Origin of the sequence: Xenorhabdus griffiniae (assembly GCF_015163655.1) — a bacterium.
In the GTDB taxonomy this organism is placed as follows: Bacteria; Pseudomonadota; Gammaproteobacteria; order Enterobacterales; family Enterobacteriaceae; genus Xenorhabdus; species Xenorhabdus griffiniae.
The window spans coordinates 1-6,178 of the sequence record NZ_JADEUF010000158.1; the positions used below are offsets into that span (position 1 = coordinate 1).

The 6,178-nt window shown below is 44.0% G+C and carries 11 protein-coding genes; 9 read left to right on the forward strand and 2 right to left on the reverse strand.

Features of this window, described 5'->3' with window-relative positions:
- Positions 1–61 precede the first annotated feature (61 nt).
- Both IQ211_RS17435 and IQ211_RS17440 read right to left on the reverse strand, forming a co-directional pair.
- A complete protein-coding gene (locus IQ211_RS17435) occupies positions 62–316 on the reverse strand; it encodes a hypothetical protein (RefSeq protein ID WP_189761184.1) in 255 nt (84 codons plus the stop codon).
- A 681-nt stretch (positions 317–997) separates the two neighbouring features.
- A complete protein-coding gene (locus IQ211_RS17440; protein ID WP_189761183.1) occupies positions 998–1,708 on the reverse strand; it encodes an XRE family transcriptional regulator in 711 nt (236 codons plus the stop codon).
- Between the two features lie 110 nt (positions 1,709–1,818).
- Here IQ211_RS17440 and IQ211_RS17445 point away from each other — a divergent pair, with 110 nt between their 5' ends.
- From IQ211_RS17445 to IQ211_RS17485, 9 genes are all read left to right on the forward strand, one after another.
- Entirely contained in the window at positions 1,819–2,034 is a 216-nt protein-coding gene (locus tag IQ211_RS17445; protein ID WP_189761182.1) for a transcriptional regulator, read from the forward strand.
- A 144-nt stretch (positions 2,035–2,178) separates the two neighbouring features.
- Positions 2,179–2,556: a hypothetical protein gene (locus IQ211_RS17450; protein ID WP_189761181.1), complete on the forward strand. Its 378-nt coding sequence runs from the start codon at positions 2,179–2,181 to the stop codon at positions 2,554–2,556.
- Positions 2,557–2,762: 206 nt separating this feature from the next.
- Positions 2,763–3,665 carry a replication protein gene (locus IQ211_RS17455; RefSeq protein ID WP_223281872.1) on the forward strand — a complete coding sequence of 301 codons (903 nt, stop codon included), beginning with the start codon at positions 2,763–2,765 and terminating at the stop codon, positions 3,663–3,665.
- A complete protein-coding gene (locus IQ211_RS17460; protein ID WP_189761179.1) occupies positions 3,662–4,396 on the forward strand; it encodes a replication protein P in 735 nt (244 codons plus the stop codon). The genes IQ211_RS17455 and IQ211_RS17460 overlap by 4 nt, the downstream gene beginning before the upstream one ends.
- Before the next feature lies 1 nt (position 4,397).
- A complete protein-coding gene (locus IQ211_RS17465) occupies positions 4,398–4,733 on the forward strand; it encodes a nucleoside triphosphate pyrophosphohydrolase family protein (RefSeq protein WP_189761178.1) in 336 nt (111 codons plus the stop codon).
- A gap of 2 nt (positions 4,734–4,735) precedes the next feature.
- Positions 4,736–5,152, forward strand: coding sequence for a phage protein NinX family protein (locus tag IQ211_RS17470; RefSeq protein ID WP_189761177.1), 417 nt, complete (start codon positions 4,736–4,738; stop codon positions 5,150–5,152).
- Positions 5,149–5,340, forward strand: a complete 192-nt coding sequence (locus IQ211_RS20235) for a Lar family restriction alleviation protein (RefSeq protein ID WP_189761176.1) — start codon at positions 5,149–5,151, stop codon at positions 5,338–5,340. Before IQ211_RS17470 ends, IQ211_RS20235 begins: the two co-directional genes overlap by 4 nt.
- Positions 5,321–5,557 carry a hypothetical protein gene (locus tag IQ211_RS17480; protein WP_189761175.1) on the forward strand — a complete coding sequence of 79 codons (237 nt, stop codon included), beginning with the start codon at positions 5,321–5,323 and terminating at the stop codon, positions 5,555–5,557. The genes IQ211_RS20235 and IQ211_RS17480 overlap by 20 nt, the downstream gene beginning before the upstream one ends.
- Positions 5,558–5,567: 10 nt before the next feature.
- Positions 5,568–6,011, forward strand: a complete 444-nt coding sequence (locus tag IQ211_RS17485) for a recombination protein NinB (RefSeq protein WP_189761174.1) — start codon at positions 5,568–5,570, stop codon at positions 6,009–6,011.
- Positions 6,012–6,178 lie beyond the last annotated feature (167 nt).

Sequence of the window (6,178 nt, forward strand, 5' to 3'; positions counted from 1 at the left end):
TGATGATTCATCATTAATAAAAATTTAGCAATGACCTAGATCTCGTCGCGTGATTTACAACTCACACCCTCGCTGTCACATTCCCCGACGCCAGTCTACGGCGGGAGTTGGGTTTGGTTGAAACTTGCTCTTTTGACGGAGCGCCATTTATCGCCGGAATGAAACTGCTGAACACGTTGATAGTGTCGCGTTCCTGTTTGGTCATACGCTGTTTGGGTTCGCGGTTAGACCAGAAATTTTCGCGCTTTTTTTCACGCTGCTTTCTCTCCAGCTCACCGAAAAAATTATCGAAAATTGATTCAAGATTATCTTTCATGAAACTTCTCCGTTAATTGGCTTTGATGCTATGGCGATCCACACCTCAAAACCAACTAGTTTTGAACCACACTCTCGCAGTGGTCGCGCTCATGCCCTTGAGTCCGTCGTCAGGGGTATCTCCGCGAATCCCTCACCTCTAACCGATAGCTGATTGGCGTTCAGCTTGGAGCATCGGAGCTACTTGTAATCTATGAACCTTGACCCGTCGCTACACAGGCTAACCATTCGGTTACTCAGGGATGCGTCACTACCGCATCATTAAGCATTACTCTTGCGGTCTATCCGCTTTGCTAAACCATAATTAGTTTTCCTTTTGGTTAATTACAGCGCCCTCTCTGTCAGGGATGCCCGTTCGCGCTCTTTCGAGGCTAATCTTCTCACTGACATACTAATCAACTGCCAGCGATACATCGCATTTGTGCGTAGGGGTATAACAGAGCTATACGCTGTTTGTGGGTTCGGATTGTTAAAGAGCAAAACTTCCTTTTACTTTTGGCTGTGTGCCTTTGATGAATTCAATATAACCAAGGTTATGGTGTGGTGCAATAACTTTTTTCATATTAATTATGAATTAAGTTATAAATGATTGAATAAGAAAGGAATATTTTAGAAAAATAGTTATGGTGTGATAGATGAGAGGAATGGATAATAAAAAAGCCGCAAATGCGGCTTTGATTAACTAATCTAGAATGGATGCAACCCAGAATACTTTACCTAGTATTTCTATGCTACTGATTAAAGCCTCTTCATCAGGATATTCATCTCTATTGCAACTTCTGATAGTGACTTTGTCGTGCGATGACCTGATTAATATTTTAATTCTCTTCCAACCATCTTGATTGATTGCGTAGACCTTTCCATCTACGATTTTTTTATCATTACAATTAATAGCAACGGTTGCTCCATTAGGTATCAATGGCTCCATGCTATCCCCTCTAGCCGGAAAACATAACACTCCAGTACCATCAGTGTTAGCTCCGATCCTCCTAAAAGTGGCTTTAGAAAACCTTAGCTTAAACCCGTTATAATCAGATTCACTACACGCACCACTACCACAAGCAAACTCTATATCTTTCAAAAATGGAACCTCTACTTCATCACACTCTAAAGGCGTCTTACTGTCCCAAGGCCTGATTTCTCCCCATTCTGTCTTGGGAGGGACATTGGAATCATTAACTCCATTTTTGATACTACCAGTTCCATTGACTAACCATGCAGGACTAACACCCAGCGCAAGAGCTATTTCCAGCGATTTTCTAGATGATTTTGCTTTTCCAGAAACGAGCTTTGCTATAGCTGGCTGAGAGAGTCCCGCTTTTTGTGCTAATTGCTCTTGCGACATTTGAGCCGCTTCTAGTGCCATTTTTAGGCGTTCAGATAACGTTTTCATGCAATGAATATATAACTCCAGTTATGCAAGATCAAAGAACCAAAGTTATTGCTTTAATCCATAACATTGGTTATATTTCTGTTTAAATCATTACCACAAGAGGTATAACCATGAATTTAGTTATTAAGCGTGCGGTTAACATCGTTGGCAGCCAAGACAAACTGGCTCACCTCTGTGGTGTTAGTCAGCCAGCAGTACATAAATGGCTGAGAGGAGGAGGAGTATCTCCACAGCGAGTACTTTCCATCGTTAACGCCACGGATGGATTAATCAAGGCTCATGAGATCCGTCCTGATTTACCGCATCTCTTCCCTCACGAGGGATAAACAGCAGTATTAAGTATGTTCTTTAACAATCTGGGCAGTACAAGACCCTGAACAATTGTCAGGGCACATCACCTATCTCAGGATAGGTGATCTCTCTGTTTATTAACTAAACAAACATTAATTTAACTTTAGGAACTATATCAGATGGAAATCGCAAAAACCGTCAAAAATACTCGTATTACGTGTAGCGCCCAATATTTGGAGAGTTATTTTCTCAAGTCAGCTTTGGATTTTGGAAACAATGATCTGGCGCGTGAAATGGGAATTCACCCATCTACATTGAGTCGGGATAAAAACCGGATAGCGAAATTAGCTAGTTTGATGGTTGTGAAATTGGGATTGCCTGAATGGGCGTTTGAGGTTGGCATTTCTGACTGTGAATCTAAACCCGTTGTAGTTATTGAGGGTGAGCACGCAGAACGGCTGATTCAAGCTCTGGAAGGGAAAGGCAAGATCAAAAGAAAAACCTCGGTTGCGCGAACAACCGAGGCTTCTGAAATGCAACTTGAGATGTCGATTTAACGACTGAGGGGCAGTATGCAAGTCCCCCTCAAAACAACATTTCTATGGAGAATTATACATGAAAAATAAATTTAATCCTAGCGCTGTGCATAAAAACAACATGCGCGACAGGTCGGCACGTTCCGTTACTGAGGATGGAGGGAAACAGCATGGGTAACGTTGCATACGCTGATTTTGGAGCGAGAACGTCTTCAAGGAGCGCACGGATGGAAAACCAAAAACAGGGGCACTTTGCACTGTACAGGAGTCTTCTGTCCAGTGGATGGGCTGAGGACACCGCTAAATTAGCACTGTGGGTTAGACTGCTGGGGTTAACTCAACCTAAGCCTAGGCGTGTTGAATTTAGCGGAGTTTACTGGGATCTGGAGGCTGGGCAGTTAGTAACACAAATACCGTTATTAGCCAGAAAGCTAAAGGATGCCAAAGGGAATGAAAAGACACCCAAGCAGGCCAGAGATATGCTCGAATTTTTCTCTTCCGAGGGAATGTTAACCTTCAAAGGAAACCGTCACGGAACAGTGATCACCATCACAAATTATACCCAATATCAGGGTATTTTTGAGGTAACAAACGAGGTAACAAATCAGGTAACAAACAAACCCAGTGATAACGCGGCCTCAGAACGAGGTCAGGTAACAAAGTTAGTAACAAATCAGGTCAAGCAGAGTAATAAATTATTAGATACTAACGTATCTAATGATCGTCCGAGAAAATCTAAATCGTCTGGCAAGGTTAATCCTGATGCCGCTGTTAGTTCACCCAAAGGCGATAAGTGGGGAACTGCCGAAGATCTGACTGCTGCTGAGTGGATTTTCAGGAAAGTTAAAACCGTTCGTCCAAACGCTAAAGAGCCTAATTGGGCTGCATGGGCGAATGATATCCGCCTGATGAGACAATTGGATAACCATACTCACGCCGATATTTGCCACTTGTTCAAATGGGCGAACAAGGATTCGTTCTGGTACTGCAACATCTTGTCCCCCGCCAAGTTACGGGAAAAGTGGGATACGCTCGAAGAGCAAAGTACACAGGCAAACCGGAGGAAAGCCACCTCAGAATCAGCTGGAAACTGGAATAACCGTGAAGAATGGGAGGAGGAATTTATATGAGTACTAACCTTGCCAGAGTTATTCAGGATCGAGACGGGGCAGCATTGGCAAAGATGGCTGGAACGGGGAAATCACCGGATAAAGTCGTCAACGATGAAGCCGAAAAACTGGTCGATGTACTATTCAAAAACCTTAAGCAAGTCTTCCCCGCCGCTGTTTCTACAACGTTTCGAGATCCCAGTGATGAAGTTGCCGCTAAGCGTCAGTGGATCGCTGCATTCGCTGAAAATAGCATTCGCACCAAAGAGCAACTGTCTGCGGGAATGCGTCAGGCGCGAGCCAGTGCATCACCGTTCTGGCCGTCCCCTGGTCAATTTGTCCAGTGGTGCAAACAGGGTGAAGCACTGGCAATTGGCTTGCCAACTGACGATGAGCTTTACGATATGTTCCGTGACTATTGCGCTCATCGTGGTTGGCGTGAATACAAATGGCAATCCAACGCCTGTTACTGGATGGTGACGAGAGTTCACTCTGAGATGCTGCGTCAGAATTTAACGGATTCGGAAGTAAAAAAACTCTGTGGCCGCGAATTAGGGGCAATGGTGAAGCGTATTCAGGCAGGCGAGAAAATACCAGAACCTGTTATTCAGATTGAAGAAAAATATACGCCTACCGACTCCTATGAATCATTAAGGAAGATTTATTACCTGAAAGAGATGCTTAAGAAAACTGACTTAAGTTTTCATGAATGGTTACGTGAGAGCAACAGAAAACACCATAAGGACTTTTGAGATGAAACTAACTGAATTACAACAGAAAATTCACCAGCAAAATGTTGAGGCAGGTTGGTGGGATAATCCAAGAGAGCGAGGGACATTACTGTGTTTAATTCACTCAGAAATCAGCGAGGCTCTAGAGGGAGAGCGTAAAAATTTGATGGACAATCATTTGCCTCATCGTCCTATGGCTGAGGTCGAATTGGCTGATGCAGTGATCCGAATTCTAGATTATGCAGCGGCATTTGGTTATGACATCGAGGGCGCGATTGCTGAAAAATTAGAATACAACAGGCATCGGGCAGACCATAAACGAGAAAACCGCACCAAGACTGGCGGTAAGGCATTTTAATAATGAAAATCAAAACGAGCGCACTAACCGGGCGGGCGTTGGATTGGGCTGTGGCGATGATTAATGAATCTATGCCCACTCTAATTAACGAAAATGGAAAATATGTTGTAGGCATCCCAAATCTGTTCTCCACAGATTTTAATGGCAATCTGATGCCTGCATATTATCAGTATTCTCCATCAACCAATTGGGCGTTATGCGGTCAGTTGATGGATAAATACTGCAAATCGTTCGGCATGGTTCAGGGCATAACCGATAAAACATGGCGCGCGTTTGCCTATGGTATACCGTGTCGCGGACAGGACACAATGAGGTTGGCATCTGGGGACACTCTGAAGATTGCATTTTGCCGAGCGTTGGTTACTGCACAATTAGGCGACGAGGTTGAGATACCGGATGAATTGGTGGAGGCAAAATGACAGGCAAACTCAAACCGTGCCCATTTTGCGGTAGTGGGGATACGGAAATGAACTCATATTTGGATGATTCGTGGTTTTTTGTGCAATGTAATAATTGTGCTGTAAATGGGCCAGAGGATTATACAGCAGAGAGTGCGAGGATTGCATGGAACCAGAGGGCAAATAACTATGGCAAGAACAGCGATTGAACGAGCTAATAATGCTGCGAAACACAATTACTCATGGTCGGAATCATGCCGGGTTCATATCTGTACTAAATGCGGAACCGCTGAACATCGTTCAGGCTGGTATTGGTGGGCTGGTTATAAATCAAAAGTTGAGCCGCCATGTGCATACAATCAACAAATTGATAGCGCAGAAATGCGGAACTGGTGTGCAGAAAATGCAACTCATGAGGGGTTATAACGGAGGTTAGATGGATAAGCAGATCTTTCTGCTACGAAATGCGCAAATACTCGATAACCTGAAAGCTACTCTCGAAAACCTCCCCCTCAACGACACATTCCCCATTCAGATTACTATTTCAGACTCAAGCCGAACATTACCGCAGAACGATAAGTTTCATGCGTTATGTGGTGACGTCTCTAAGCAGGGTATTGAATGGGCTGGCCACACATGGAAGACACCAGAATGGAAATGTATTTTTGTTTCCGGTCATGCCAAAGCGACCGGAAAAGAGGGGCAGATAATTGAGGGGCTAGAAGGTGAGCTGGTGCCACTGGCAAGAGAAAGCACTGCCAAAATGAGCATGAAGCGCATGAGCAGCTTAATTGAATATTCACAGGCGTGGGCTGTATATCAGGGCGTAAAGCTCACTGAAGCACGATACGAGCTGAATTACTACGGTCACAGGATTTAACTCAAACAGGAGCAGAATCAGTGAGATTTTTAATATTTATCGGATTTTGGACAGCGCTCATGCTGATTATGGGATTGGTGTTAGGGGGATAAGGTGGCAAAGTTTCGACAACGGAAATGTAAAGAATGCAGTGAGTGGTATCAACCAGAACGGCAATTACAAAATAC